We start from the raw sequence: 24,540 nt of genomic DNA on the forward strand, positions 1-24,540 counted from the left end.
TCCCCGAAATCCTCGCCCAATTTAGCCCGCCCCAGTGTTGCGGTCGCTCAGTCCGGCGCCGGAGCGGCTACTCTCGAATCTATGCCGGTATGGTCCAGGGCGTCACGCGCAAGCGCAGAAAAGAAGGCAGTAGTGTCAGTTGGTCAAGGCCACCCGGAGGGCTCGGAGGAGCTCCGTAAATGGCTGTCCGGGCTTAAACCCGTCACCGGGGCGGACACCATGCTGCGCTTCACCAAGACGCCCGAAGGGTCAATCGACCTGACCCATGCACACCCGTCCGGCCTGGCCCAGCTCATGGCAGGGCGCCGGACCCGGCTCTCCACCCTCATCCGGGACCGCCAGCAGTACGTGGTGGCAGCCCGGGCGTCCCGTAATATCCGGTCCAAGATCTTTGAGCTTGCCAACGACCGCGGCATCGACGCCGGATACCTCTCGGCGGGCACGGTGGTGTGGACCTCCGCAGTAGGCGGCAAGCCGCAGCGCATCTCGGCGCCGGTGATGCTCACGGCGATTTCGCTTACCGTCCGTCCGGGCGAGGACGACTACGAGCTGCAGCTCACCGAGCAGGCCCACATCAATCCCGCCCTGGTGCGGCATCTGAAGAACATCCACGGCATCGTCTTTGACGTCAACGCCGTCACCCGGCTCGCCTACAGCACGGCCCGGTTCGATCCGCAGCCCGTCCTGGACCGCCTGGCGGCGCTGATCAGGCCCATCCATGGGGCCGAGGCCCAGCACAACCTGCTGGTGTCCACGTTCGCGGACCTTTCCGGAAACCTGGACGATCCGTGGATCAACGACTCCAACCCCCTCGTATCCGCCCTCGCCACTGCGGCCGGCGGCGAAGTAGTGGACGTCGAGGAGCCGGATCCATCACGGTTCCCGCCACTGGACAGCAGGCACCCGCAGGACGAGATGCTCCTGCTCGATGCCGACGTCGACCAGCAGTACGTCATCGACGCTGCCCGTGCCGGCGATTCGATGGTGGTCAGCAGCCCTCCCGGAACAGGCCAGACACAAACTGCCATCAACACCATCGGTGCCCTCGTGGATGCCGGGAAGACCGTGCTGGTGGTGGGCGACCGGCGGGCCAGCCTCAACGAGGTGTCCGGCCAGCTGGAGGCCCTGGGGCTTGAATCCATCCTGTTCCAGCTGTCCGGGAACGTTACTCCGCAGCAGCTGAAGGGACAGCTGGTCCGGGCCATTGTCCGGAACGAGAAATCCCTCGAACCCCAGCTGGGGAACCTGCACAACACCCTGACCGAGCACCGCCATGCCCTGATGGACCATGTGGCGTCGCTGCACAACGTGCGCCAGCGCTGGGGCTGCTCGCCGTACCAGGCCATGCAGTCACTGGCTGAGCTCACATCTATCCACCCGTCACCGGCCACTACTGTCCGCCTGAAGCGAAGCGTCCTGGACAGCATCCGGGACCGGGACGAGCTGGCCGGGCGGCTCCGCCGGGCGGCGGAGCTGGGAAGCTTCAGCAAGGCGTCCACCACCAGCCCCTGGTATGGTGCGCGGCTGCTCACCCGCAAGGAGACAGAAGAGGCGCAGGACCTGGTCCGGTCCGTTGAAAAGAGCCTTCCCGCGCTGCGTGAGCGGATGAACGCAGTGGCCGAGCACGCCGAGATCCGGCTGGGTGAGTCCTTTGCTGAATGGGGAGAGCAGCTCGAGCTCCTGATGGCTGTGCGTGGAAGCCTGGACAAGTTCACCCCGGACATTTTCGACCGGCCCGTCACGGACCTGATCTCCGCCACCGCGCCCTCAGCCTGGCGCCGCGAGCGGGGCATCGAAATGACCGCCATGCAGCGTTCGCGCCTGCGCAGGGTTGCCAAGGAATACGTCAGGCCGGGCGTGCATATCGCCGACCTGCACAGCTCGCTTGTGCTGGTTCAGGAACAGCGCTCGCTCTGGGCAGGCTACGCCACCACCCAGCGGCACCCCGCGGTTCCTTCCGGGCTCGCGGAAATCAGTACCATGTATCGTGCCCTGGACCGCGAGCTGGCCCAGTTGGGCGAAGCGCTGCGGCACACCAGTGCCGGGGGCGACCTGTCCGCCGTCCGGTACGCGGAGCTCATGGAGCGGCTCGAGCGGCTGGTCGCGGATACCGATACGCTCAAGACCCTGCCCGAACGCACCCTCCTGATAGAGAACATGCGCGAGCACGGGCTCGGGGAGCTCCTGGCTGACCTCGCGGAGCGCGAGGTGCCGGCCCATTCAGTGGCGGCAGAACTTGAACTGGCCTGGTGGCAATCGGCGCTTGAGGCCATGATCAGCGGCGACGACTACCTGGCGATGTCCGACGGTGACGCCCTGCGGCAGCTTGAGGCCGAATACAGGTTGGCGGACAACGCCCATATCGCCAGCGGCGCTGCACGGCTTCGCTGGGACCTTGCCGAGCGGTGGCGGGCCGCTATTGCCGCCCACCCCCGCCAGGCCGATCTCCTCAAGAGCCTGCTCAAGGACGGCAGGGTATCCCTGCCGGCACTGACTGCGCAGGCCCCGGACCTCATCGGCACCCTGGTACCGGTCTGGTCCGTCAGCCCCTACCTGATGACGGGCCTTCTGCCAGCGGAACAGCACTTCGACGCTGTGGTGATCCTCGATTCCGAGGCGACCTCGCTCCAGGCCGTCCTTCCGTCCATCGCCCGCGCCCGCCAGGTCATAGCCTTCGGCGACGCCATGATCGCCAGCCCGCGGACCTTCACCGTGGGCGTGGAGCGGCTGGCGGCGGGGGAGACGGCCCACCAGCGGGTGGAGAGTGCTTTCAAGGCATTGTCCGCGGTGCTTCCTGTGTGGCGGCTTAACTTTGTGTACCGCGCGGTGGACGAGGACCTGGTCCTTCAGCTGAGCAAGAACTTTTACGACGGCGGCCTTCGCCGGCTGCCCGAGGGCCAGTCCGCAACGGGCCTGGACCGGGCGCTGCTGGTGGAGTACCTGCCGGACGGGACCGGACTGCCCAGCGCCGACCATGAGGGTGTGGAGTCGGTGGTGGCCGAGGTTAACCGCGTGGTGCAACTGGTTTTCGAACACGCACGCACCCGTCCCCGCACGTCACTGGCTGTGGTCACCGCCAGCCTCCGCCACGCGGCGAGGATCGGCGAGTCCATCCGGCTGCAGCTGCCCAACCATCCGGGCCTGGCAGGATTCTTCGGCGCCGGACCTGAATCGTTCCGGGTGGTTGACCTGGAACGCGCCCAGGGCCTGGTGCGCGACCACGTCATTTTCTCGCCGGGCTTCGGCCGCACCCCGCACGGGCGCGCGCTGCACAATTTCGGTCCACTCTCCGCCGAAGGGGGCCGGGAGAAGTTTGCCCTGGCCATGACCCGTGCCCGCCGGTCCCTGCACGTGCTGACGTGCTTCCGGCCTGAGGACCTGGACCACACCCGGCTGACGCACGGCGCGGTGGACCTGTACTCGCTGCTGGACCGTGAGATTTCGGGCAACACTGACCTCGGAACTCCCGCGTCGCGCGCTGCTGCCAGCGAGCAGGCACTGGGCGCAGATCCTTTGGTGGCTGACCTCGGCGACAGGCTGCGGGCACGCGGAGCCCGGGTTTGGCACCAGTACGACGGTGCCATTGACGTGGTGGCTGCCGCCGATCCGCTGGGCACCATGGGCCAGGAGGACAAGGATCTGCCGTGGCCGGTGGCCATTGAGTCCGACGGCACGGAACAGTACCGGACCATGAGCGTGCGGGAACGGAGCCGGTTGCGGCCGCAGCTGCTGGAGCGGCTGGGGTGGCGGTACATGCCGCTGTGGACCATCGAGGTGTTCACCGATCCGTCCGCTTGTGCAGACCGTATTGCCGGCTATCTGGGCCTGGAGCGGGTTGTGCTGCCGGGCCGGGCAGATACGTCAATTGGGTTCCTTGACGACGACGTGGACCAGGCGCTCAACGGCATCCAGGCCGGGGAGCAGCGGTCCCGGCGCAGTGCCGGCCTGGGCCAGAACGTGCCCGGCGGGGACCAGGGCCGCCAGCAGGCCAAACATCAGGACAACAAGGAGGCGGTCGCCGTGGCCACCGAAGACAAGAACAATAACCCTTCGCAGGAGCCGTCCGTCGCGGCCGGCACTGCGCCGGAGGACGGCGAAGTCCAGGGGCAGGATCAAGGCCAGAACCAGGAGCAAGACCAGAACAGGGAGCAAGACCAGGACCAGATGCGGAGCCGGGGGAAGGGCAAAGACCAGGCCGGTGGCGGTGTCCTGCCCACGAAGGCCGCCGAAGATGACCCCCGCCGCTGGGGCGACGCAGACGAGGACCACGATGCCTGGCTGAAGGAACAGAAGCCCCCGCACTGGGGCTGAGAGCCGGGCCCGGCATCCGCCGCAGCCCGCTTTCCTTCGCACCACCGCTGTACTTCGGGGCACCGCTGTCCTTTGCCGCACCGGTTGAAACATCCCTGGCCGGCGCTTCTTTCGTTACGGTCCCACCAGGACAAAGAAGAGTTTGCCCTGTGTTGAGGCGCCGGCCAGCCGCGCCGCCTGCTCGGCACTTGCCGCAACAACAATCAGGCCGTCCGTTTCGGCCGTGCCCAGCCACTGCCCGCTCTGGCCGCCCTTGCCGGACGTCCAGAGAACGGGAACAGCCGTTGCCAGGACTTCTGACGCCGCCTGCTGGTCAAAGCCGTTGGCAGCCGTCAGGACCACATTGACCAGCTGCCCGGGAGAGACGAGCTGGATGGAGGACGGGTCCGCCATTCGAAGGGGCACGGCGGCTGAACCCGGAGGTGTTCCGGCCAGCAGCCCCGGCCCCAGCAGCTGGGCGTCTGTCAGCAGCTGGCCCTTGCGGAGCGGAGCTGCCAACTGCTTGCCGGCCAGTTCATTTTCCTGGTCCAGGAAACCCGCAGCCATCATGTCCGGCGGGACCCGTACGTGCGCCAGGTCGGCCGGCGCCAGCGCCGAGCCGGCGGGGAGGTCCCTCGCGGCAGCAAGTCCTGTGACGGTGTGAACGGGTGCGGGGGTTAGTTGATGGACGCTGATCGCGGCAGCTGCGCACAACAGCAGGGCGATGGCCAGCCGGCGGTTCCGGCTCAGCCAGCCGCCAAGACGGAGAGTCGACGGCCGCCGGCCGGAGCCGCGGGGATTGCGGGTGCCACGTGGATAGCGGGAACCGCTCGCGTCGGGACAGAAAAGTTTTGCAGGCATGCGCCAACGCTAAAGCCGGCCGGACTGCCCGTGACAGGCGCAAGGCGCCTTATGTGGACAAACCGGCCGGCCGGCGTCGAACGGTGCTGTTCAGATGGCCTTAACTGGCCGCTGCAGCCGGAGCGGAAGCGGCGGGTGCCGCAGCCGGAGCCGGCGCTGAAGAGGCCGGAGCGGCGGCAGAGACCGTGCTGCCCTTGGAGTCGCGGGAGTCTGTGCGGTAAAAACCGGATCCCTTGAAAACGACACCTACGCTGTTGAACTTTTTGCGCAGCGTCCCCTGGCACTCGGGGCACGAGGTCAGAGTGCTGTCCGAAAACGACTGGACGATGTCGAAGGCATGGCCGCAATCCTTGCAGGCGTACGCATACGTTGGCACTGGTGCTCCTCCTCTTGGGCAAAACGAGAGGTCCCGTGCTGCCCGGCCGGATGGTCCGTCCGTTAGCAGTCGCAGGGCCTGAGTGCCAATTCTATCATCCCCGCAGAACCAGGGGAGTTGGATTCAGCCGTGACCGTTGAGCACCCGGATTCCTGATGGCGACAGGATGGCCGGGACCGGACGGTCGAACTCCTCCTCCGGAATCTGCCCCGCGGGAAGCAGTTCCTCGTCGTACACAACGGCCGCCAACGGGATATTCTTCCCGGCGGTGGCCAAATGGCCCAGGAACTTGTCGTAGTAGCCGCCGCCTTGTCCGATCCTGTTGCCCGCTGCGTCCACGGCCGTCGCCGGGATAAAGAGCGCGGCAGCCGTTCCCGCCACGTCCGGCCCGTGCCGCTCACCCCTGGGCTCAAGGATGGGAGCGAACCGGCTCTGCTCGAAACCCGCGGCAGGGTCCCAGAAGACCCAGGCCAGTTCCCGTCCCGGCTCGCAGACCGGGAGCAGGACGCTGTGGCCGTTGTTGTACAGCGCGTTGATCAGCGGAAGCGTTGGGGGCTCCACGCCAACCCCAAAGTACACGCAGAGCGTGGCCGGGGCTCCACCGGTCAGGGCATCGGCCCAGGCTGCGCCATGGCGTGCCAGGGCAGCACCTGCCGCCTCAAGCTGCTGCGGGGTCAGCGTGGCCCGCCGCTGGCGGTGTGCCGTGCGGATTCTGTTCTTGACGGCCCTGGCGTCCTCCAACATGTGCATTCCTCCATCACTCGCCGCTAGGGCGGATTTCGCCGCGGCCGCGCACCCGGCGGCCCTTCAACAATTATTGATTGCTTGACGCTGACGTTAGATTAGTCGGGTGACTACCAGTAACCCCAGAGTTCGCAAAGCCGTCATACCCGCAGCCGGACTCGGCACAAGGTTCCTGCCTGCCACCAAGGCCATGCCCAAGGAAATGCTTCCCGTCGTGGACAAGCCGGCCATCCAGTATGTGGTTGAAGAAGCCGTGCACGTGGGCCTCAACGACGTCCTGATGATTACCGGACGGAACAAGCGTGCCCTGGAAGACCACTTCGACCGCGTTCCATCGCTGGAGTCCACGCTCGAGGGCAAAGGCGACGCCGAAAAACTGGCCTCCGTACAGGCCGCCAGCAACCTCGGCGATATCCACTATGTCCGCCAGGGCGACCCCCATGGCCTGGGACATGCTGTCCTCCGCGCCAGGCAGCATGTGGGCAATGAAGCCTTCGCTGTCCTCCTGGGCGATGACCTCATCGATGCCCGCGACGAACTGCTCAGCACCATGATCGACGTGCAGGCCAAAACGGGCGGCTCCGTCGTGGCCCTCATTGAGGTGGAACCCTCACAGATCAGCGCCTATGGCTGCGCCGACATCGAGGAGATCGATGGCGAGGGCTATGTCCGCATCAACAGGCTGGTGGAAAAGCCTGCCGCCGGGGAAGCGCCGTCCAACCTGGCCATCATTGGCCGCTACGTGCTCCACCCTGCCGTTTTTGACGTGCTGGAACGTACCGGTCCTGGCCGCGGCGGCGAAATCCAGCTCACCGATGCCCTGCAGGAACTCGCGTCCGGAGAGGGCGACGGGCAGGGCGTCTACGGTGTGGTGTTCCGGGGACGCCGCTACGACACCGGTGACAAACTGAGCTACCTGAAGGCCTGTGTCCAACTGGCCATTGACAGCGACGACCTTGGCCCCGGCCTGCGGGAATGGCTGCCGGGCTTCACCGCCGGACTCTCCAAGTAGCACAATGCGCGCCGGCCCCATCTGGCCCGTCACCCTGGAGTGCGGCGACCTGGTCCTGAGGCCCATCAGGTACCGGGACAAAAAAGAGTGGACAGAAGTCCGTGCCCGCAACAGCGAATGGCTGGCGCCGTGGGAGGCCTCGAACCCGGATCCGGCCGGAGGGCTGCCGGACTACCGGCAGATGGTGCGTTCCCTCAACGCCCAGGCCGCCCAGGCCACCGCGCTTCCCTTTGTGATTACCGAACGCGTCCCGGCAGTCCGGAATCCCGTGATCGTGGGCCAGTTAACTGTCTCTTCGATCGTCTGGGGTTCAGCCATGATGGCCACGCTCGGTTACTGGGTGGACCGGGCCCGGGCGGGGCGCGGGATAGCGCCCACCGCCGTGGCGCTGGTGACAGACCACTGCTTCAGGAACCTGGGCCTGCACCGGATGGAGATCAACATCCGCCCGGAGAACGGGCCCAGCCTTCGGGTGGTGGAGAAGCTCGGATTCCGGGATGAGGGATACCGGCCCCGCTATCTGCACATCAACGGCGAGTGGGCCGACCACCGGTCATTTGCCCTGACCTCAGAAGAGGTCCCGGAAGGGCTGCTGAACCGGTGGCTGGGTTCCCGGGCTTCATAAATCCAATGATTTGCCAGCCGCGCCACGACACACCGTGGCCAATGCGGCTGCAGCCCCCGTATTGCTCATACGGTTTTGAGTGTGGACTTCCCCCTTAGCAGCTCCGTGATCCTTGTGGTTGCCGTTGTGCTCTGGATTGTATGGGTTGCCCCCTACGTCCTCCGGAACCGCCGGCACCAGTTCCAGCCCGCCGGCGACTTCCTGGCAGACACTCCTGCCGAGGACGTGCCGGACCCGCGAGCGGGTCTGGTTTTGAAGGTTGCCGCCCAGCAGGAGAAAGCCATGGACACCAGGAAGAGCACCGGATCCGCAACGGCAGCAGGCAGCACCGCCACAACAGGCCATTTCAAGATCCGGTACGGCCGCACGGCAATTGCCCTGGCAGGGCTGCTTTCCCTGCTGACCGCCTTCGTCTCCGCCGTCCTGCTGGCATTCGGGCTGGGAAGTCCCGTGCTTCCCTTGAGCTGCGCCGCCCTGGCCGTGGCGTCCGTGGTCCTGCTCCGCAGGCTCGCGGTCCGTGACCGGAAGGCCAAGGTCAACGCTGCCTTTCGCTCCGCCATGGCGGCACCGGCCGTGAGGCCCGCGGCCGTCCAGGTCCCGCCGAAGCCCGAAGCCGCGCCGGTGCGCAGTGAAAGCCCCCTTTTTGACGCCGAGGCCGACCGGCCGGTGATCAAGCCGCTGACTGCCATGGAACTTCGCGAGGCAGCACTCGCCGTCGCCGTGGCAGCTGGTGACACGAGTGCCGTGCAGGCGGCACCGAGCACCACCTGGGACCCGGTGGAGGTGCCCAAGCCGGTTTATGTCGAGGCGGCCAAGGCCGAACGCCCGGCTCCGGAACCCCTTGAGCTGCCTGAGGCGCCCAAGGCCACCGGCAAGCCGTCCCTCAAGCAGGGTGCGGCCGGCGTCCCCGCTACACCGGCCCCCGAGGCCCAGCAGCTCACCAAGGCACAGAGCGCCCTCAGCAATCTCGACGACGTCCTGCAGCGCCGCCGCGCCTGACTCTTTGGAAAGGCGGCCGGGCATCCGGCCGCCTTTTGCATGCCAGTTGGCATTGGCGGCGGAAAATTTGTAGCCTAGGGTCACCGGTGCCGCACAGCAGCTGCAAGGCGGCTCGTCCCGGGGTTATAGCTCAGTTGGTAGAGCGCTTCGTTCGCATCGAAGAGGTCAGGGGTTCGAATCCCCTTAGCTCCACATAATCTCCCACGGTCAATCTTTGTTGGCCTGCGCCGTCAGCCGGCCACTGTGTCTCCGTGACGATGGGCGACCTTCCAGCCATCGTCTTCCCGGCGGTAAACCTGGGTAGCCCGCAGGACATAGCTGCGCGGCTCGCCATCCACTGAGGCGGAGGTGTGTTCCAGGCCCGCCGTGTACGCCATGTCGCCCGCGACGTCGTATGAGACCAGCTCGAAACGGTAGGAAGTGCAGTTCGAGAACTGCTTGGCAAGGCTTGCGAACAATTCATCCAGTTCCTGCTGGCCTGTTGCGTTGCGCCAGGCGCCCAGGACACTCACGGGTTCATTGCGGGACCAGAGGCCCCGCCGTGGGCCCGCGTCGCCGTTGTGAATAGCCAGCTCCGCCTGGTACAGGGAGGTCCTCACCCAGTCCAGGAAATCACTGCGATCGCTCATGCCTTAGTATGCTCCCGGCGCCGCGGCTGTCGCGAGGGGCCCAGGGGCTCCGGTTAGTGGCCTGCCCAGGCTTCCCTGGATAAATGAGGCGTCTCCCGGCTGGCGACCCTTCCTTGAGGCCTGTGCCGGGCGCATCTTGATGGTCCAGCGCGGCTCCTTCTTTAGTTCGACAAGAGGCCATCATGGTCGTCAGGAAATTCAGTGCCCGGGAGCGGCGAAGAGCAGTTTCGGACCGGCCGTCCCGCCTTCGCCGCCCGCGACCTGTGGCATTACTCGTGGTGGGCCTTCTGGCAGGAGTCCTCTCCGGTTGCACTTACGAGGATCCTGACGCGGCGCCATCCATTACCGCAACGTCCAGCCAACCTGAACCGACGTCGCTGACCTGTCCGGAAAGGGACAGAGGTGACTGCCTGGGCCCCCTCGATCCGGGCACTTACTCAACCACCGCCTTCGAACCGCCATTGACCTATACCGTCCCGGCAGGCTGGGCCAACGGAGAGGACCTGCCAGGAAATGTGCTGTTGAGCCGGCTGGACGATCTCCAGGGTGGCGTATGGGGTGGCAGCTACGTAGGTGCCTACCAGAATGTCCGGGCACCCGAGCTCTGCAGGGAATATCCAGAGCCAGGGATCGGCACCAGCTCCAAGGAACTTACCGAGTGGTACCGGACGGTACCGGGCCTCGAAATCATGCGGGAGGCTCCGGCGTCGGTGGGTGGCTTGTCCGGGATCGCACTCGACTTCCGGGTGAGTGACGAGTGGAGAAGCGCATGCCCTATCGGTGGAGTCATCCATGCGGTCCCGGTGATCATCGGCGGCGGTGTTTCATACCTGCATCACGTGGTCGGTGCCCCGATCGAAATGCGCCTCTTCCTGCTCGACTGGAGGGGAGGAAACGTCGCGGTGGAGGTGACCGCCGTGAGCGAGCAGCACAGCCTCACCGACTATCTTGGGGAAGCCGGGGCAGCGTCAGTGGTCGGATCCTTCAGGTTCAGGCCATAAAGGAGCGCGGCGGGCGGGCAGGCGGTCCCTAGAGCCAGCCCTTCCTCTTGAAGATGGCGTACATGACGGCTGCCGTTGCCGCCATTAGAACGATGGCCATCGGATAGCCCAGCGTCCAGTGCAGTTCGGGCATGTGGTCGAAGTTCATGCCGTAGACACCGGCAACGAATGACGGCGCGAAGAAGATGGCGGCCCAGGATGAGATCTTCTTGACCTGTTCGTTCTGTTCGGCGCTTGCCTCGTTCTGCCGGTTGGCCGTGAGCGTGCCGTCCAGGGTCAGGGCGTTCTGCAGCAGGTCCCGGAAGGAGTCTGCCCGGGAGATGACCCGCTCCACATGGTCCTCCACGTCGCGAAGGCTGTGCCGCAGGTCGCTCTCAACATCGTATTTTTCGAAGCCGCGTTTGAGCTGGTGCATCATGTCCGGCAGTGGGTGGATGGCGCGCTGGAACTGGATAACCTCCCGCGCGAGTTCATAGATGCGCCGCGACACCGCAGTGTCCCCGCTGAAAAGCTGATCCTCGATTTCGTCAATGTCGTTCTCAAGCCCGGCCACCACCGGGCCGTAGTCATCCACCACCCGGTCCAGCAGGGCATACAGTACGGCCTCGGGGCCATGCCGCAGCAAGTCCGGCCGGCCTTCCAACCGCTGCCGCACCCGCGCCACACCCCCGGTCTCCGCGTGCCGGACTGTGACCACGAAATTCTTGCCCGTGAAGATATGCAACTCGCCGAACTCCACCGTTTCGGTGGCGTCCAGGTACCGGGCGGGCCGAAGCACCGTGAACAGATTGTCCTCGTACCGCTCAAGCTTGGGACGCTGGTGCGCGGAGATGGCATCCTCAACGGCAAGCGCGTGCAACCCGAACTCCGCGGCCACCGCCGCCATTTCCTCAGCTGTGGGCCGGTACAGGCCAATCCAGGCCATGCCGCCATGCTCCGCCAGCGTCTCGAAGGTCTGTTCCAGGCTCTCAGGCTCAGCGTGGCGGACGCCGTTGACGTACACGGCGTTGTCAATGATCGTCATTGTCAAAATCCTAGCCGTCCGCCCCTTCACCGCCCGTCCGCGACGACTTGGCCTGGCCGTGTTGGCCGGCCGTGGACGCCTTGGCCAGTCCGCTGATCAATGGTTCAGTCCGGTACGGGATATGCGTGTGCAACGCCAGGACCGTTTCGGTCCGGATGACGCCTTTGATCCTGAGCACCTGCCGCAGTGCTGCTTGAAGGTTATGGGTATCGGTGGCCACCACACGGCACCACACGTCGCCCCGCCCCGAAATTTCATGCACTTCAAGGACCTGTGGAATCATCCGCAGGGCACCCACCACCCCGTCCAGCTCACGGTGGGACACTTCGATGGTCACAAAGGCAACCACGTCGTACCCCACAGCCTCGAGGTCCACTTCCCGGCCGCCGGACCGCAGCACCCCCGCCCTGAGCAGCCGCCGGACGCGCGACTGGGCCGTGTTCCGGGCAACACCAAGGGAATCGCTCAGTTCCGCGATCTGGATCCTGGGATCCCTGATGAGCTCCAGGAGGATTTTCAGGTCGGTGGAGTCCAGGTTGTTCAAATGATCACTCTCCGTCATACCAGCGCAGTTATTTTGACGATCCTGCTCAATTCTGGCAGTCATCTCCGCCCAATAGGGCAATCCTGCCCCACTCTGGAGCTACCACTATCCATCCGCGCCGGGCTCCCACAAGGACCACCTGCCGCGGCAGCAGCAAAGGCGGCACCATGACGGTCTTCAGCGAGCTCCGGATGCGTCCGGCACCGGCCACCACCGCAGGCTGGGACGCGTCCACCACGGCGCGCCTGGTGCTGGCCGGCGCCGTCATCTTTACGCTCCTGGTGGGTGCCAACCTGGCCACGCCGCTGTATCCGGTGCTGCAGGTGCAGCTGGGGCTTTCCCCGCTCGATGTTTCGGCAGCATTCACAAGCTACGTCCTGGCGCTGGTGGCCGTGCTTATGCTGGCCGGTCACTGGTCGGACCATATCGGCCGCAGGGCCGCCCTCATCCTGGCTGTTCTTGCCGGCCTTGCCGGCGGCTGGCTGTTCGCCGGAGCACACACCCTCGCTGCGCTGTGCGCTGCGCGGGCGCTCCAGGGCACCGCGGTGGCCCTGGCGACCGGCGCCAGCGCCGCAGCCCTGCGTGAGCTGCTTCCCGCCCGGCCGGAGTGGGCATCCCGCTTCACCCTGCTGGCGTCAGCCGGGGGAGTGGCCGCGGGCCCGGTCATCGGCGGGCTGCTGTCCCTTCTTCCCGGGGCCACCTCGACCCCCTATTACATTCATTCCGCTGTCCTCGCCGTGCTCCTGGTCCCGCTGTACCTGCTTCGGGCCCGCCCCGCCATCGCGCCTTCGGCAGGACCGAGGCCGCTGCAGCTGCTCGCACCGCGGCGTCCGTGCGTCACGCGGGAGGCGCGGGACGCCTTCTGGCTCGCCTCCGGCGTCGGCTTCCTCAGCTTCGCTGTCTTCGGGTTCTGCCTCTCGCTGGCTCCGGGCTACTTCGCCCGGATCCTGGCGATCGATAGCCGCCCGGTGATCGGTGTCCTGGCCTGCCTGACGCTGGCCGCATCGGCGCTGACGCAGCTGGTGAGCGTTCGGGGCCGCTTTGTAGTGCCAGGCGGGCTGGCGGTCCTGGGCGCTTCTGTCCTGCTGCTCGGCGCGGCAGGGGCCTGGAACAATGCGGCACTGCTGGTGGCGGCAAGCCTTGCCGCCGGCGTGGGACAAGGACTCGCTTTCCGCACCGTTTTCAACGATGTGGCCGGCCGTCTGGAGCCGGCCCGGCAGGCCCAGACCATCAGCTCGCTGTACGTCATCACCTACCTGGGCAGCGCCGTCCCGGTGCTGGGGCTCGGCTGGGCCTCGGGCGTCTTCGGCCTGGAACAGTCCGTTGCGGGCTTCGTGCTGGTATGCGCCGCGGCAGCCTTCATCATGGCAGCCCTCACGCTGCGCCAGGCTGTGCGCAGCCGTATGTCGAGAAGCTAGCGCGGCGCCGGGGCCGGCGCTGCACGACTATTCCGGCAGCGGCCCGTGGTTGCCCTGGATATGTTCGAACACCAGCGTGGTTTCCGTGTGCCCCACCACGGGGTCGGTGGCCAGGTTGTCCAGCACCCAGTCCCGCAGGTCCTCGGTGGTGGCCACGGCGATGTGCAGCAGATAATCCACCGAACCTGACGTGTGGAACGTGGACAGCACCGCCGGGAGCTGCGGGACACGGGCCGTGAAGCGGTCGATCTGGTCGCGGTCATGTGCCCGGAGCCGTACGGCAACCAGGGCCTGCACTGATCTGCCGATGGAGGAGAGGTTGAGCTTCGCCTCATAGCCCTGCACGATGCCCCGCTCCGAAAGGGCCCGGGTCCGCATCAGTGCAGTAGAAGGCGCTATGCCCACCAGTTCCGCCAGCTGTTTGTTGGAGATCCTTGCGTCCGCCACCAGGGCTGCCAGCAGGCGTTCGTCAATGGCATCCAGGGGCTCCAGGTGCACTCCCGGCCTGACATTCCTGGCATTTGTGCTCACGACGGCTCCTCACAGTGTTCCTGCGTTTATCCTAGACGCCCGGCGGCGGCGTTCAGGCGGCGGCGCCTTTGCGAGGTACTGCTTCCCTGGGATGGACGACGGCGACAGTCACCGCTGTGAGGCAGGCAAGGACCATCACTGCGGCTGCCAGGGCGTTCCAGCCGCAGGACTGGAAGAGCAGGCCTCCGGCCCAGCCGATGATGCTGGACCCGAGGTAGTACGCAAGGTTGTACAGCGATGCCGCCTGGGCCCGGCCGGTGCTGGCAATGGCGCCCGTCCAGCCGGCACCGATGCTGTGGGCCGCAAAAAAGCCGCCGGTGAAAACCACCAGCCCGGCGAGGATCAGTACCAGTGACGGGGCCAGGGTCAAGGCGAGGCCCGCCGTCGAAAGGGCAAGCCCGGTGAGCAGTACGGTGCGGCGCCCGAACCGCAGGGTCAGGCCTGCTGCCCAGCGGGACGTGAAGGTCCCGGAGAGGTAGGCCAGGAACATGAGGCTGACCACGGTGGCGGGCAGGCCAAAGGGCGCACCGGAAAGACGGAACCCCAGATAGTTGTACACCGCCACAAACCCGCCCATCATCAGGAAGGCCTGGATGTAGAGCGCGAGCAGGCGGATGTTTCGAACGTGCCTGCCGAGGGTGCGGGCCGCGCCGCGGAACCCTGCAGCCTTGGCGGCGGTAAACCCCCGTGCCCGAGGGACAAGCACCAGGAAAGCGACCGCGGCGAGCGTTGCGAGGACGGACACGGCCAGGGCCGCGGCGCGCCACCCCCACAGCTCACCGGCAGGGCCGGCCACCAGCCGTCCGGCGAGACCGCCCAGCGTGGTGCCGGCAACGTAGCTTCCCGCGGCGAGTGCGGCGTGCGCCTTGGTGACCTCCTCGTTGAGGTAGGCAATGGCGATGGCCGGGATTCCGCCCAGTGCCATGCCCTCGAGGAGCCGCAGGCCCAGGAGCAACGGGAAGCTGGTGGCCAGGGGAACCAGCAGGCCCAGGACGGTGGCCATCGAGATGCCCCAGGCCATCGCCTTGACCCTGCCAATCCGGTCTGCCAGGAAGGACCAGGGGATCACCGTGACCGCCAGCCCGACGGTGGCCAGCGAAATGGTCAGTGCTGCCTCGGCAGCGGTGACTTTCAGGTCCGAGGCAAGGATCGGCAGGACAGCCTGGGTGGAATAAAGCTGGGCGAACGTTGCCACCCCGGCGAAGGCGAGGCCGAGGATGATCCGGCCATACGCCCGGGAACCCTTAGCATGCCCGTTCCAGCCCGGACCGGGAGCCTGGGAGCCGGGATGGGAGACACTGCGCTGCATCCGGCAAGCGTAGTCCTGGCCGGACTGACCCTTCCAATGCATCTTTTATGCAAGACTCATAGCAATTTCGGAACGATAAGACCTGCGAGGGCAGCGGCCAGGAGGCCCAGATGGACACCGATCACACACAACTGGTGCAGCTTCTTCCGCTCCTGCCGTTGCTGGCGGAGCTGGGCCGGACGCAGCACGTCACGGAAACCGCCGAACTTCTCGGAGTACCCCAGTCCACGGTGAGCAGGGCACTGTCACGGGCCAGCGCCGTCGTCGGAACGGAACTGCTGGTCAAAGACGGCAGGGGAGTCCGCCTCACACCCGCAGCCCGCTCCCTGTTGCCCTACATCGAGCGGGCGCTGGCGGAGTTCCAGGCCGGCCTGGACCTGGTCCGCAACGAATCTGACGTTGTCCGCGGCCGGATCTCACTGTCCTTCCAGCACACCTTCGGCGAGTCCACCCTGCCGCTCCTCATCAGCACCTTCCGAAGCCGCCACCCCGGCGCTGTCTTCACGCTGACCCAGGGAGCGCGGGATACCTGCCTGGCCGAGCTCGCCGCCGGTGAATCCGACCTCGCACTGACCGCGCCCGTGGCCGCCGAAGGCCGGAACCTGTTGTCAGCCCTGCTCTACCGTGAGCCCCTGCGCCTGGTGGTCCATCACAACCACGCGCTCGCCGGGCGCACCATTGCCTCCGTCACCGACATCCGTTCCGACCCGTTCGTGGCGCTCGGCCCCGGCTATGGAATGCGCTCGCTCACTGATGCCTTGTTCCGGGAAGCCGGATTCAGGCCGCGGATAGCCTTCGAAAGCCAGGACACCCACACCGTCCGGGGCCTCGTTTCGGCCGGGCTCGGCGTCAGCATCCTGCCGCCCGGCGGGGATGCCCCCGGAAGGGACATAAGCGCAGAGACAGGCAACCTGGGTTGGGTTGAAGTGCCCCTCGACTCCGCGCTGGCTTTCCGCGACGTGGGCTTGAGCTGGCGGCAGCGCAACCGGGACATGGAACCGCTGGCAGCCCGGTTGTTCCGCGAAATGGTCATCACCGACGGGCCCGGGCTCCTGGCCGGTCTGGTCAAACGGCGCTCCCGGCTGCCTGGCGCCGGGCCACGCGGCCACGACCAGTAATCTTGTGGCGTGACCAATACCGAAAACCCCAACGCCCTGCCTTCCCAGCCGACCGCTCCTCCACTGAATGCGCCACGTGGTGTGGTGATCGGCCTGGACATCGGCGGGACCAAGACCCGGGGTGTCCGGTTCGAGGATGGGGTTCCAGTCATGGACGAGTCCGTTGGCAGTTCGAACGTGCAGAACGTCACCCGTGATGAGGCGGCGCACAACCTTGCCAGCCTGTTCGCGCGGATCGGCAGCGGCGATGTGTCCCACGTGTATGCCGGGTCCGGAGGTATTGACACCGCGGAAGATGCCGCGGCCCTCGCAGCGCTCATTGAACCCCACGTCCCCGGAGCACAGGTTACCGTGGTGCATGATTCGCGCCTGCTGCTCGCCGCCGGCCACGCCAGCACCGGAGTGGCCGTGATCGCCGGGACGGGTTCGGCGGCGTGGGGCCGTAACGCCGACGGCGGCGAGGCCAGGGCAGGCGGCTGGGGTTACCTCCTGGGGGATGAAGGCAGCGGGTACTGGCTGGGACGCGAGGCCGTGCGGCACAGCCTGCGGCGGATGAACCAGGGCCTTCCGGTGGACCAGCTCACGGCCGCCCTGCTGCAGTCCTGCGGTGTGGACCACCCCAACAAGCTGATTGCGCTGTTCCACTCCCCGGACACCGGCAGGCGGTTCTGGGCGCAGCAGGCGCGGCCCGTGGTGGAAGCCGCGGCCGCCGGCCATTCCGCAAGCCAGGACATGCTGGATCAGGCAGGTAAGGACCTGGCCGCCCTGGCGCTGCAGGTGTTGCAGCAGCTGGGCCTCCAGGGCCCGGTGATCCTGGGCAGCGGACTGGGGATGAACGTGGTGCCCCTGCAGGAGGCCTTCCGGCGGCACCTCGCCGAGGCCGGCGTGAGCGATGTCCGGGTCCTGGACCAGGACCCGGTGTTCGGCGTGCCGCAGCTGCTGGCGGAAAAGGCCTGACGGACTCTACACCGCGCGCTTGCGCGGAGTGAGCCGAACGGCGGGCAGCGGCGGAGCGGGGATCCGGCCTGCCTCGGCGCCGGCATCGGGGCCGTGTCCCGGGACGAGCCCGTAGCGGGCTGCCGCAGCTTTGCCGTTGGACATGGCGGCCTGGGCTTCCCACTCATCCCGGGCCTGCTCCACTTCCTCGTGTGTGCGGCCCACAAAGTTCCACCACATCAGCAGCTCCTCCTGTAAGGGCTCCCCGCCGATCAGGAGGAAACGGGTGTCCGGTGACGCCTCAATCCTGAGCTCCCGGCGTCCGATGCCCAGATAGCCCAGCGGTCCCGGCGGGATGTCCTGTCCGTCCACCGCCAGGCCGCCGTCGAGCACCAGGATGCCGTGCTCAAAATGCTCATTCAGCGGAAGTACGCCGCTGCCCGTGCAGGAAACCTCGGCTCCGACAATGGGCGAATACATGGTGGCAGGAGAAACCACCCCGCCCAGTTCCCCCACCATCACAGTGGCGGTAAAACCCTCACCGGCCAGGACAGGAAGGTCCCGGTGCTGCTCAAACGCCGGCTGCCGGTGCCGCTGCCCATCAGGAAGGGCCACCCACAGCTGGAGTCCGCGCTGCACCGGCAGCACGCCGTCGGACGGGAGCACGGCGAATTCCGAATGCGAGACCCCATGCCCGGCTGTCATGATGTTCAGCTCGCCCGGACGGACCACCACGTCGCTGCCCACGCTGTCCCGGTGCCGGATGGTGCCGGCGAGCGGCCATGTCACGGTCTGCAGCCCTATGTGCGGGTGCGGAAGCACGGACATGGCGGTGCGGTCGGGGCCGAAACTGTCCAGGAAACACCACGCCCCGATGGTGGGCAGGCCGCGCTGGGGAAGCGTCCGCTGCACATTCATGGCCCGTACGCCGCCGAGCGGCACTTCACGCTCCGGCCATAGCTGCAAACACGGTCCGGAACTTCCTTCCGGGCTCGCCGGCGGGCAGACTTCCTGCTGGGGGGATACTTCCAAATTGGTCACCTCCCCACTCTAAGCCGGGCGGACATCCTGTGGTACGCCCGGCCCTCAGCCGGAAGCTGCGCCGTGCGAGGAGGCCCATCCGCCGGTGCAGCAGCCCCGAATGATTACAGTAGGGATTCCTTTGCCGGAAATGGGGCGCGATGCAGGTGTTGACCAGTCCGGTTTGGGCTACCGTAACTAACAGCGTGCCGTGACAAATTTGCGTTGCTTTTTCGAAGCCGTCCAACAGAACAGGTAAGTCCGCACCATGGACCAGGCCATGATCGAGTTTAAGAGCGTCACCAAGCAGTACCAGGGCGGGCAGCCGGCCGTGGACCGGCTCACCATGTCCATCAGCCCGGGTTCCATCACCGTGTTTGTGGGGCCCTCGGGCTGCGGGAAAACCACTTCGCTGCGCATGATCAACCGTATGGTGGAGCCCACGTCAGGTGTTATCACCGTTGGCGGCAAGGACGTCACCTCCGTGCCGGCGCCCGAACTGCGCCGCTCCATGGGATACGTCATGCAGTCCTCCGGCCTCCTGCCGCACCGCTCGGTGCTGGACAACATCGCCACGGTGCCCAGGCTCAACGGGGTCTCCAGGTCCGAGGCACGCAAGCGGGCGGAAGAGCTGCTCGACGTCGTTGGCCTGGCCAGCACCCTGGGCAAGCGCTACCCCTCGCAGCTCTCCGGCGGCCAGCAGCAGCGCGTGGGCGTGGCCCGCGCACTGGCGGCTGATCCGCCGGTCCTTCTGATGGATGAACCCTTCAGCGCGGTGGACCCTGTGGTCCGGGACGAACTGCAGCAGGAACTCCTTCGGCTGCAAAAGGACCTGGCCAAAACCATCGTTTTTGTCACCCACGACATCGATGAGGCCACCGTCCTGGGCGACAAGGTGGCCGTCTTTGCCACCGGTGGAAAGCTGGCGCAATACGCCACAGCGGAGGAGATCCTGCGGGCTCCGGCGAACGATTTCGTGGCCTCCTTCGTGGGACGCGACCGGGGCTTCCGCCACTTGGGATTCACAGGGTCCGACGGCGTGGCGGTGCACCAGGTGCCTACGGTGCTCCGCTCACCCGGTGGCGCATTTGAATCCGGGCCGGGCCGCGGCTGGCAGCTGGTGGTCGATGAGGCCGGGCGTCCGCTGGGGTGGACCGGGCCGGGTTCCGGCACGGGAATCATTCCCGGCGGGTCCCTTTTCAAGCCGGGGGAGAGCCTGCGCCGCGCGCTGGATGCGGCCCTGTCCTCGCCGTCGGGCCTGGGCGTTGCCGTGGATCCCGAAGGCAGGGTGCTCGGCGTCGTCAGGGGCGGTGAAGTCCTGGCCCTCATCGAAGAGGCGCGCCAGGTCAGGCAGGCTGCCCTCTGATGGACTGGTTCCTGGCAAACAGCGGCATGGTCCTGGAACGGGCCGGCCAGCATATGGTGCTCGCCCTGGTGCCCATGGTCCTGGGACTGGCGATTTCCATTCCGCTGGCGCAACTGGCGCGCCGCCACCAGGTGCTCCGCTCGGTGGTGCTCACAGCCTCCTCGCTGCTCTACACCATTCCTTCGCTGGCCCTTTTTATCATCCTGCCCACCATCCTCGGCACACGGATCCTTGATCCCCTCAATGTGGTGGTGGCCCTGACCATTTACGCCGTGGCGCTTCTTGTCCGCGCAGCCCTGGACGCCTTCGACTCCGTGGATCAGGACGTCAGCCAGGCCGCCGTTGCCATGGGCTACAAACCCCTCGCCCGGTTCCTGCAGGTGGACCTGCCCCTGTCACTGCCAGTGATGTTCGCCGGGCTCCGGGTGGTGTCTGTCAGCAACATCTCCCTGGTCAGCGTGGCGGCACTGCTGGGCGTGGGCAACCTGGGCATGCTCTTTACCGACGGACTGCAGCGGGATTTTGTGACCGAAGTGGTGGTGGGAATCGTCGCCATCCTGGTCCTGGCGCTGCTCATGGACGCCGTCCTGGTCCTGCTCGAACGGATCCTCACCCCGTGGGAGAGGGCCGGGAAACCGGGCCACCGGCAGCCGCTGGCGCCTGACGCCACTGATGGAGCCTGGCTGTTGGCCGAGCCGAAAACCGGAGGGGGAAACGCGTGAGCAATGTCTTCACGGATACCTTCGCCTGGCTGGCGGACCCCCTGAACTGGACCGGCAGCGCCGGCATTCCTGCACGGCTGGGCGAACACCTGCAGTACACGGGACTCGTGATGCTGATCGCTTCGGCCATCGCCCTTCCGGTGGGCCTGTATGTGGGCCATACCGGCAGGGGCAGGGTGGCCGTCGTCGCCATCGCCGGCGCCCTTCGTGCCCTGCCCACGCTCGGCCTGTTGACACTGTTTGTGCTGCTGGCCGGAATCGGGTTGATGCCGCCCGTCTGGGCGCTGGTGATCCTCACCGTACCGCCGCTCCTGGCCGGCACTTACGCCGGGATTTCCAACGTGGACCGCAACGTGGTGGACGCTGCCCGTGCCATGGGGATGACCGAACTGCAGGTCCTGTTCCGGGCTGAACTGCCCAACGCGCTGACGGTGATGTTCGGCGGCTTCCGGACCGGTGTGCTGCAGGTTATTGCCACCGTTTCCGTGGTGGCGTACATCAACCTGGGCGGCCTGGGGCGCTACCTGTTCGACGGACTGGTCCTCAGCGACTTTCCGCGGATGCTGGGAGGCTCACTGCTCATCGCCGTCCTGGCCATCGCCGTCGATCTTGTCCTGTCCCTGTTCCAGAGAGTGTTCCTGACACCAGGGCCCTCACAGAAGTCCCACCGCGGCCATGAGGCCGCGGTCGATCGCACAGACCCCGTCCTGGCGGAGGCTGTGGCACAAGGAGGTAAATCATGAAAGAAAGCCGACTACAGGGCCTTGGCAGGCGCACATTCGGCGGGCTGGCCGCCGGAGTTGGCCTGGCCGTGGTGCTCTCCGCCTGCGGGGGATCGTCCGATCCGCTCAGCAAGGCCCCGGCCAGCAGTGGGACTGCGTCCGGTGGCGCCACCTCGCTGGTGATTGGTTCCGCCGACTTCCCCGAAAGCCAGATCATTGCCGAACTGTACGCCGGGGCACTGAACGCGGGCGGTGTCAAGGCCACCACGAAACCGAACATCGGGTCCCGGGAGGTCTACTTCAAGGCTGTCCAGGACGGTTCGGTGGACGTGGTTCCGGATTACACCGGCAACCTGCTGCTGCACGTGGACAAGGAAGCGACCGAAGTATCCGCGGACGAGATCGCCAAGGCCCTGACGGACAAGCTGCCCGACGGCCTGGCCGTCCTTGACGCAGCCAAGGCCGAAAACAAGGACGCGATGGTGGTCACCAAGGCGACCGCCGAGAAGTACCAGCTGAAGTCCATCGAGGACCTGGCGAAGGTGTGCAGCGAGATCGTGGTGGGCGCCCCTGCCACGTTCGCCGAGCGCGCCTACGGCCTGCCCGGACTGAAAAAGAACTACAACTGCGAGCCCAAGAAGCTCGAGCCTTTCAGCGACGGCGGCGGTCCGGTGACGCTCAAGGCCCTGTTGGAGGACCAGGTACAGGTGGCCGACATCTACACCACCACGCCGTCCATCGCCGACAACGACCTTGTGGTCCTGGAGGACCCGGAGAACAACTTCATCGCCCAGCAGGTCGTCCCGCTGTACAACAAAGCCAAGATGACGGACAAGGCGAAGGACGCGATCAACTCGGTGTCCAGGATCCTCACCACCGATGACCTGATCAACCTCAACCGGGCCGTCAGTGGCAGCCAGAAGCAGGGCGCCAAGGAAGCTGCTGAAGCCTGGCTCAAGGACAAGGGCATCGTCAAGTAGGAATCATCGCGTGCTTTGCCGGTACGACGGCGGCTGACGGACTTCGCGGGTCCGGCAGCCGCCGTCGTGCTTCCTTTTGGGGCTGGCTGCCAATGCGGTGCCGCCGGGTGCGGCTCTCCGGCGTGTGTGGCTGAGGTCTCACTGGAAGTACATCCCTGCTGTGGCATATTTGATGAATGGCAGAATTCAAGCAGTCCACGAAGCTTCACAACGTCCTTTACGACATCCGTGGACCGATTCTCCAGGCGGCCCAGCAGATGGAGGCGGAGGGCCACAGAATCCTGAAGCTGAACATTGGCAATCCCGCACCCTTCGGCTTCGAGGCACCGGACGCCATCCTCGTGGACATGATCCGCCACCTCCCGCACGCCCAGGGTTACAGCGACTCCCGGGGCATTTTCTCCGCGCGCACCGCCGTCTCGCAGTACTACCAGACCCGCGGGATCCAGAACATCCACGTCGATGACATCTACCTGGGCAACGGGGTGAGCGAACTCATCACCATGTCCCTGATGGCCCTGCTCGATGACGGCGACGAAGTCCTCATCCCCACGCCGGACTACCCGCTGTGGACGGCATCAGTGGCGCTCGCCAGCGGCAAGCCCGTGCATTATCTCTGCGACGAGGAATCCGGCTGGCAGCCTGACCTTGAGGACATGGAAGCCAAGATCACCCCGCGCACCAAGGGGATTGTGGTCATCAACCCGAACAACCCCACCGGTGCCGTTTATCCGGAAGAGACGCTGCGTAAGATCGTGGCTTTGGCCGAGAAACACGGCCTGGTCGTCTTCGCCGACGAGATCTACGAAAAGATCCTCTACGAGGACGCCGTGCACGTGAACCTGGCCGGTCTCACCGGGGACCACGTCCTTTGCCTCACCTTCAGCGGCCTGTCCAAGGCCTACCGGGTGTGCGGCTACCGTGCCGGCTGGATGGCCATCTCCGGTCCCAAAAAGGATGCGGCGGACTACCTGGAGGGCATCAGCCTGCTGGCAAACATGCGCCTGTGTGCCAATGTCCCCGCCCAGCATGCCATCCAGACCGCGCTCGGCGGCTACCAGAGCATCAACGATCTGATCCTGCCTGGCGGACGGTTGCTGGAGCAGCGTAATAAGGCCTACGACATGCTCAACGCCATTCCGGGTGTCAGCACCCAGCAGGCCAGGGGCGCCCTCTACCTCTTCCCCCGGCTGGACCCGGAGGTCTACCACATCAGGGACGACGAGAAGTTTGTCCTGGACCTCCTTCGGGAGCAGAAGATCCTGGTCTCACACGGCCGGGCCTTCAACTGGGTGCGTCCGGACCACTTCCGCATGGTCACGCTGCCCAACGTCAAGGACATTGAAGAGGCCGTGGGGCGGATGGGGGACTTCCTAAGCAGGTACCAGGGGAACTAGCCTGTGCTTCACGGGCGCTTCGGACCCGTGAACCTTCGCGGAAAGGATTCCCCATGGCCGGCGTCGTCCAGTTTGATCAGCACCCCTCCGAGACCCTTCGGGCGGGGGAGGGGTTTTCGCTCGACGACGTGGATCCGGATTCCACCCCCGGCTACAGGGGCGGCAAACAGGACGGCAAGGCGCTCCTGGCTGACCTGGACGATGAGCTGACGGAGCTGCAGGAAAAGCTCTTCGCAGAGTCCCGTTTCGGCGGCCGCAAGCGGATCCTGCTGATCCTGCAGGCGATGGATACCGCGGGCAAGGGCGGAATCGTCAACCACGTCATGGCGGCGATGGACCCCCAGGGCGTGCAGTTCAAGGCGTTCAAGGCGCCCACGGACCAGGAAAAGTCCTACGACTTCCTGTGGCGCATCGAGAAGGAAGTGCCGGCCGCCGGTATGGTGGGCGTTTTTGACCGTTCCCATTATGAAGACGTCCTGATTCACCGCGTTCATGACTGGGCCACGCCGGATGAGATCAAGCGCAGGTACGTGGCCATCAACGAGTTCGAGGCACGGCTGACGGACTCGGGCACCAAGGTGGTCAAGGTGATGCTGCACATCAGCGGGGACGAGCAGAAGGCAAGGCTGCTGGCCAGGCTGGACAACCCCGCGAAGCACTGGAAATACAACCGCGGCGACCTCGACGAACGGGCCCTCTGGCAGGACTACATGGATGCCTACCAGGCCGCCATCGACGCGACGAGCACCGCGGACGCACCGTGGCATGTGGTCCCGGCCAACAAGAAGTGGTACGCGCGCATCGCCGTTCAGCAGCTTCTGCTGGGAGCGCTGTCCAGCTTGAACCTTGAGTGGCCCAAGGCGGAGTTCGACGTCGACGCCGAGCGGGAGCTGATCCTCCAGTCCTGACGTTTGGA

The 24,540-nt window shown here is 66.1% G+C and carries 23 protein-coding genes and 1 tRNA gene; 15 read left to right on the forward strand and 9 right to left on the reverse strand.

The annotated features are described in order from the left end of the window. Positions 1 to 81: 81 nt before the first annotated feature. A complete protein-coding gene (locus QF038_RS05940) occupies positions 82 to 4,311 on the forward strand; it encodes a DUF4011 domain-containing protein (RefSeq protein ID WP_307609319.1) in 4,230 nt (1,409 codons plus the stop codon). 114 nt (positions 4,312 to 4,425) lie between these two features. Here the strand turns inward: QF038_RS05940 and cpaB are convergent, their stop codons facing one another. The 3 genes from cpaB to QF038_RS05955 all read right to left on the reverse strand — a co-directional run bounded on the left by cpaB (position 4,426) and on the right by QF038_RS05955 (position 6,271). Continuing rightward, complete coding sequence (gene cpaB, locus QF038_RS05945; protein ID WP_307609320.1) at positions 4,426 to 5,151, reverse strand: Flp pilus assembly protein CpaB; 726 nt, start codon at positions 5,149 to 5,151, stop codon at positions 4,426 to 4,428. Positions 5,152 to 5,251: 100 nt separating this feature from the next. After that, positions 5,252 to 5,527, reverse strand: a complete 276-nt coding sequence (locus QF038_RS05950; RefSeq protein WP_307609321.1) for an FmdB family zinc ribbon protein — start codon at positions 5,525 to 5,527, stop codon at positions 5,252 to 5,254. 123 nt (positions 5,528 to 5,650) lie between these two features. Next, positions 5,651 to 6,271: a 5-formyltetrahydrofolate cyclo-ligase gene (locus QF038_RS05955; RefSeq protein ID WP_307609322.1), complete on the reverse strand. Its 621-nt coding sequence runs from the start codon at positions 6,269 to 6,271 to the stop codon at positions 5,651 to 5,653. A gap of 106 nt (positions 6,272 to 6,377) precedes the next feature. Between QF038_RS05955 and galU the strand changes: the two genes are divergently transcribed. The 4 genes from galU (at position 6,378) to QF038_RS05975 (ending at position 9,099) form a co-directional block, all read left to right on the forward strand. Further along, the gene (galU, locus tag QF038_RS05960; RefSeq protein ID WP_307609323.1) at positions 6,378 to 7,283 is read left to right on the forward strand and encodes a UTP--glucose-1-phosphate uridylyltransferase GalU; all 906 of its coding nucleotides are present in this window, start codon (positions 6,378 to 6,380) and stop codon (positions 7,281 to 7,283) included. A 4-nt stretch (positions 7,284 to 7,287) separates the two neighbouring features. Beyond that, entirely contained in the window at positions 7,288 to 7,908 is a 621-nt protein-coding gene (locus tag QF038_RS05965) for a GNAT family N-acetyltransferase (protein WP_307609324.1), read from the forward strand. Between the two features lie 81 nt (positions 7,909 to 7,989). Then, on the forward strand, positions 7,990 to 8,907 hold the full coding sequence (locus QF038_RS05970; RefSeq protein WP_307609325.1) for a hypothetical protein: 918 nt from the start codon (positions 7,990 to 7,992) through the stop codon (positions 8,905 to 8,907). Positions 8,908 to 9,026: 119 nt separating this feature from the next. Next, positions 9,027 to 9,099, forward strand: a tRNA-Ala gene (locus QF038_RS05975). Between the two features lie 38 nt (positions 9,100 to 9,137). Here the strand turns inward: QF038_RS05975 and QF038_RS05980 are convergent. Beyond that, entirely contained in the window at positions 9,138 to 9,536 is a 399-nt protein-coding gene (locus QF038_RS05980) for a nuclear transport factor 2 family protein (RefSeq protein ID WP_307609326.1), read from the reverse strand. 182 nt (positions 9,537 to 9,718) lie between these two features. On the opposite strand from QF038_RS05980, the gene QF038_RS05985 reads away from it, so the two are divergent. Then, the gene (locus QF038_RS05985; protein ID WP_307609327.1) at positions 9,719 to 10,537 is read left to right on the forward strand and encodes a hypothetical protein; all 819 of its coding nucleotides are present in this window, start codon (positions 9,719 to 9,721) and stop codon (positions 10,535 to 10,537) included. A 28-nt stretch (positions 10,538 to 10,565) separates the two neighbouring features. Here the strand turns inward: QF038_RS05985 and corA are convergent, their stop codons facing one another. Both corA and QF038_RS05995 read right to left on the reverse strand, forming a co-directional pair. Next, positions 10,566 to 11,561, reverse strand: coding sequence for a magnesium/cobalt transporter CorA (gene corA / locus QF038_RS05990; protein ID WP_307609328.1), 996 nt, complete (start codon positions 11,559 to 11,561; stop codon positions 10,566 to 10,568). A 10-nt stretch (positions 11,562 to 11,571) separates the two neighbouring features. Continuing rightward, on the reverse strand, positions 11,572 to 12,123 hold the full coding sequence (locus tag QF038_RS05995) for an Lrp/AsnC family transcriptional regulator (protein ID WP_307609329.1): 552 nt from the start codon (positions 12,121 to 12,123) through the stop codon (positions 11,572 to 11,574). Between the two features lie 149 nt (positions 12,124 to 12,272). Here QF038_RS05995 and QF038_RS06000 point away from each other — a divergent pair, with 149 nt between their 5' ends. Further along, entirely contained in the window at positions 12,273 to 13,523 is a 1,251-nt protein-coding gene (locus tag QF038_RS06000; RefSeq protein WP_307609330.1) for an MFS transporter, read from the forward strand. A 27-nt stretch (positions 13,524 to 13,550) separates the two neighbouring features. Here QF038_RS06000 and QF038_RS06005 read toward each other — a convergent pair whose 3' ends face one another. Together QF038_RS06005 and QF038_RS06010 are read right to left on the reverse strand one after the other, a co-directional pair. Next, positions 13,551 to 14,054: an Lrp/AsnC family transcriptional regulator gene (locus QF038_RS06005; RefSeq protein ID WP_091415270.1), complete on the reverse strand. Its 504-nt coding sequence runs from the start codon at positions 14,052 to 14,054 to the stop codon at positions 13,551 to 13,553. Positions 14,055 to 14,106: 52 nt separating this feature from the next. Continuing rightward, complete coding sequence (locus QF038_RS06010; RefSeq protein ID WP_307609331.1) at positions 14,107 to 15,363, reverse strand: MFS transporter; 1,257 nt, start codon at positions 15,361 to 15,363, stop codon at positions 14,107 to 14,109. Positions 15,364 to 15,473: 110 nt separating this feature from the next. On the opposite strand from QF038_RS06010, the gene QF038_RS06015 reads away from it, so the two are divergent. Both QF038_RS06015 and QF038_RS06020 read left to right on the forward strand, forming a co-directional pair. Next, on the forward strand, positions 15,474 to 16,481 hold the full coding sequence (locus tag QF038_RS06015; RefSeq protein WP_307609332.1) for a LysR family transcriptional regulator: 1,008 nt from the start codon (positions 15,474 to 15,476) through the stop codon (positions 16,479 to 16,481). A gap of 9 nt (positions 16,482 to 16,490) precedes the next feature. After that, a complete protein-coding gene (locus QF038_RS06020) occupies positions 16,491 to 17,438 on the forward strand; it encodes an N-acetylglucosamine kinase (protein WP_373461524.1) in 948 nt (315 codons plus the stop codon). 6 nt (positions 17,439 to 17,444) lie between these two features. On the opposite strand, the gene QF038_RS06025 is transcribed toward QF038_RS06020, so the two are convergent. After that, entirely contained in the window at positions 17,445 to 18,458 is a 1,014-nt protein-coding gene (locus tag QF038_RS06025) for a pirin family protein (RefSeq protein ID WP_307609333.1), read from the reverse strand. 247 nt (positions 18,459 to 18,705) lie between these two features. Between QF038_RS06025 and QF038_RS06030 the strand changes: the two genes are divergently transcribed. The 6 genes from QF038_RS06030 (at position 18,706) to QF038_RS06055 (ending at position 24,532) form a co-directional block, all read left to right on the forward strand. Further along, positions 18,706 to 19,803 carry an ABC transporter ATP-binding protein gene (locus tag QF038_RS06030; RefSeq protein ID WP_307609334.1) on the forward strand — a complete coding sequence of 366 codons (1,098 nt, stop codon included), beginning with the start codon at positions 18,706 to 18,708 and terminating at the stop codon, positions 19,801 to 19,803. Continuing rightward, the gene (locus QF038_RS06035) at positions 19,803 to 20,525 is read left to right on the forward strand and encodes an ABC transporter permease (RefSeq protein WP_307609335.1); all 723 of its coding nucleotides are present in this window, start codon (positions 19,803 to 19,805) and stop codon (positions 20,523 to 20,525) included. The genes QF038_RS06030 and QF038_RS06035 overlap by 1 nt, the downstream gene beginning before the upstream one ends. Next, on the forward strand, positions 20,522 to 21,268 hold the full coding sequence (locus QF038_RS06040; protein ID WP_307609336.1) for an ABC transporter permease: 747 nt from the start codon (positions 20,522 to 20,524) through the stop codon (positions 21,266 to 21,268). The genes QF038_RS06035 and QF038_RS06040 overlap by 4 nt, the downstream gene beginning before the upstream one ends. Continuing rightward, positions 21,265 to 22,227: an ABC transporter substrate-binding protein gene (locus QF038_RS06045; protein ID WP_307609337.1), complete on the forward strand. Its 963-nt coding sequence runs from the start codon at positions 21,265 to 21,267 to the stop codon at positions 22,225 to 22,227. Before QF038_RS06040 ends, QF038_RS06045 begins: the two co-directional genes overlap by 4 nt. A gap of 176 nt (positions 22,228 to 22,403) precedes the next feature. Beyond that, positions 22,404 to 23,624, forward strand: coding sequence for a pyridoxal phosphate-dependent aminotransferase (locus QF038_RS06050; protein WP_307609338.1), 1,221 nt, complete (start codon positions 22,404 to 22,406; stop codon positions 23,622 to 23,624). 53 nt (positions 23,625 to 23,677) lie between these two features. Beyond that, entirely contained in the window at positions 23,678 to 24,532 is an 855-nt protein-coding gene (locus QF038_RS06055) for a polyphosphate kinase 2 family protein (RefSeq protein WP_307609339.1), read from the forward strand. The last annotated feature ends 8 nt before the right edge of the window (positions 24,533 to 24,540 follow it).

The sequence above is a fragment of the Pseudarthrobacter sp. W1I19 genome (genome assembly GCF_030817835.1).
Taxonomy (GTDB): domain Bacteria; phylum Actinomycetota; class Actinomycetes; order Actinomycetales; family Micrococcaceae; genus Arthrobacter.

Bases quoted from the DNA above. Each gene is read 5' to 3' on its own strand.
- QF038_RS05940 (WP_307609319.1), top strand. From the start codon at position 82: ATGCCGGTATGGTCCAGGGCGTCACGCGCAAGCGCAGAAAAGAAGGCA.
- cpaB (WP_307609320.1), bottom strand. From the start codon at position 5,151: ATGCCTGCAAAACTTTTCTGTCCCGACGCGAGCGGTTCCCGCTATCCA.
- QF038_RS05955 (WP_307609322.1), bottom strand. From the start codon at position 6,271: ATGTTGGAGGACGCCAGGGCCGTCAAGAACAGAATCCGCACGGCACAC.
- QF038_RS05965 (WP_307609324.1), top strand. From the start codon at position 7,288: ATGCGCGCCGGCCCCATCTGGCCCGTCACCCTGGAGTGCGGCGACCTG.
- QF038_RS05980 (WP_307609326.1), bottom strand. From the start codon at position 9,536: ATGAGCGATCGCAGTGATTTCCTGGACTGGGTGAGGACCTCCCTGTAC.
- QF038_RS05985 (WP_307609327.1), top strand. From the start codon at position 9,719: ATGGTCGTCAGGAAATTCAGTGCCCGGGAGCGGCGAAGAGCAGTTTCG.
- corA (WP_307609328.1), bottom strand. From the start codon at position 11,561: ATGACGATCATTGACAACGCCGTGTACGTCAACGGCGTCCGCCACGCT.
- QF038_RS05995 (WP_307609329.1), bottom strand. From the start codon at position 12,123: ATGACGGAGAGTGATCATTTGAACAACCTGGACTCCACCGACCTGAAA.
- QF038_RS06000 (WP_307609330.1), top strand. From the start codon at position 12,273: ATGACGGTCTTCAGCGAGCTCCGGATGCGTCCGGCACCGGCCACCACC.
- QF038_RS06010 (WP_307609331.1), bottom strand. From the start codon at position 15,363: ATGCAGCGCAGTGTCTCCCATCCCGGCTCCCAGGCTCCCGGTCCGGGC.
- QF038_RS06015 (WP_307609332.1), top strand. From the start codon at position 15,474: ATGGACACCGATCACACACAACTGGTGCAGCTTCTTCCGCTCCTGCCG.
- QF038_RS06030 (WP_307609334.1), top strand. From the start codon at position 18,706: ATGGACCAGGCCATGATCGAGTTTAAGAGCGTCACCAAGCAGTACCAG.
- QF038_RS06035 (WP_307609335.1), top strand. From the start codon at position 19,803: ATGGACTGGTTCCTGGCAAACAGCGGCATGGTCCTGGAACGGGCCGGC.
- QF038_RS06045 (WP_307609337.1), top strand. From the start codon at position 21,265: ATGAAAGAAAGCCGACTACAGGGCCTTGGCAGGCGCACATTCGGCGGG.
- QF038_RS06050 (WP_307609338.1), top strand. From the start codon at position 22,404: ATGGCAGAATTCAAGCAGTCCACGAAGCTTCACAACGTCCTTTACGAC.
- QF038_RS06055 (WP_307609339.1), top strand. From the start codon at position 23,678: ATGGCCGGCGTCGTCCAGTTTGATCAGCACCCCTCCGAGACCCTTCGG.